This window comes from Ferrovum sp. (assembly GCF_027317285.1).
GTDB lineage: Bacteria > Pseudomonadota > Gammaproteobacteria > Burkholderiales > Ferrovaceae > Ferrovum.
The window spans coordinates 1386-3038 of record NZ_DAHVHV010000101.1; the positions used below are offsets into that span (position 1 = coordinate 1386).

The following is a 1653-nucleotide window of genomic DNA, read 5'->3' on the forward strand; positions in this document are numbered from 1 at the left end:
AAATTAGGCGGTGGTTCTGGGGTTGGGGTGGGTCAAAATTAATGGCCAAAAGTGGGTCAAATCTGTTGGCCATTGACAAATGTGGGCTAACGCACGGTTCCTGACATCATACGTTGGCATTCTGGAAAATGAACAGGTGTATTGAAATGGAACTACGTTCCGGGATTCCATTTCTCCGACACTGAATTCATGCATAGGGTGACGCGAATCATGTCTGAGCGCAGTTCGAATCGGAAAGTTAACCGGATTACTTCTGGAGTTTGTATGTTTATCAATGGGATGGGTACAGCAAATCCGCCATACCGTTATAGTAAAGCCGACTGCTGGGAAGCCTTCAAGACCTCGAAATGGTTTCAAAGGCTTGATCTGCGTTCACACATAATCATGGAAACAGTCCTCAAAAAGGACAATGGCATCGAATCAAGGTCGCTCGCCGTCGAATCACTGGATGAAGTATTTAGTATCGACCCGGACACTCTGCACGGCCGCTTTCTGGACAATGCCCCCGCGCTGGGGGCAACTGCTGGCGGGGCCGCACTGAAGGAGGCTGGTATCGATGCCAGCGTAATTGATGGTGTGGTAATCAGCACTTGCACGGGTTACCTCTGTCCGGGGTTGACCAGTTACGTTATCGAACGCCTGGGGCTACGAACCGATGTGCTCGCTTTTGATCTGGTCGGACAGGGATGTGCGGCGGCGCTGCCCAATTGGCGCCTCGCCGAAGCATTGCTGTCGACCGGCAGTTGTCTGAATGTACTGTCAATTTGTGTCGAGGTGAGCAGTGCGGCAATGTATCTTGACAATGATCCAGGTGTGTTGATCAGTGCCTGCCTATTCGGCGATGGGGCTGGAGCAGCAGTGCTGTCCAGACATCAGAATCCACAGCGACGCAGCATCGAGTGGAAAGGATTTGCATCACTCATCAACCCGGCGGAGCGCGACGCACTATTTTTCGAGACACGTCAGGGGATGCTACGTAATGTCCTGACCAGAACGGTTCCCCGGCTGGCTGCCGGTCATGCTCAGCAGGTTTTGAACACAGTGCTGAATGGCGCAAACCTGAAACCGGAGGATATGAGTGCTTGGATCATGCACGCAGGCGGACGGGATGTGCTGATTGCACTACAAAATCAACTGAAAATCACGACTGAAGATCTGCATTACAGCGCAGATATGCTTCGTCTATACGGCAATATGAGCAGTGCCTTTATTTATTTTGTGTTGCAGGCAGCACTTAAGGACAATGCAAAGCCCGGATGGTGGTGGATATCCTCCTTCGGCGCCGGATTCAGTTGCCACGGCGCCTTGCTCAAGGCAGCGTAAGTTCGGCTGGAACCAGGAGAAAACACAAGTGGGCTTGAGTTTACCGCGGCGCGTCGAGCCGGAATTGTTAGATGGCCTTGCAGTTGAGGATCCGCGTGCGCAACGTTCCAGGCAAGACCTGCGACGCATCCATCGCGCGATGGCGACCCTGCCGATCGTGCAACATGCACTGGACTGCTGCACTGTCGGATTCCGCCCGCGCAACCTGCTCGAACTTGGCGCGGGGGACGGCTCCTTGATGCTCCGCTTGGCACAGCGGCGGTCTGCCGGTTGGCCGGACGCCCATATCACTTTGCTGGACCGGCTGAATCTGGTCACGCCACAAACACT

At 54.0% G+C, this 1653-nt stretch carries 1 protein-coding gene and 1 pseudogene; both read left to right on the forward strand.

Annotated elements, in window-relative coordinates; translation table 11 throughout:
- The first annotated feature begins 264 nt into the window (after positions 1-264).
- Positions 265-1323, forward strand: coding sequence for a 3-oxoacyl-[acyl-carrier-protein] synthase III C-terminal domain-containing protein (locus M6F29_RS11575; protein WP_298160037.1), 1059 nt, complete (start codon positions 265-267; stop codon positions 1321-1323).
- A gap of 64 nt (positions 1324-1387) precedes the next feature.
- Positions 1388-1653: pseudogene (locus tag M6F29_RS11580) on the forward strand (hypothetical protein); the annotation flags it as partial.

Excerpts from the sequence above, each read along its gene's own strand:
- M6F29_RS11575 (WP_298160037.1), top strand. The coding sequence starts at position 265 with ATGTTTATCAATGGGATGGGTACAGCAAATCCGCCATACCGTTATAGT.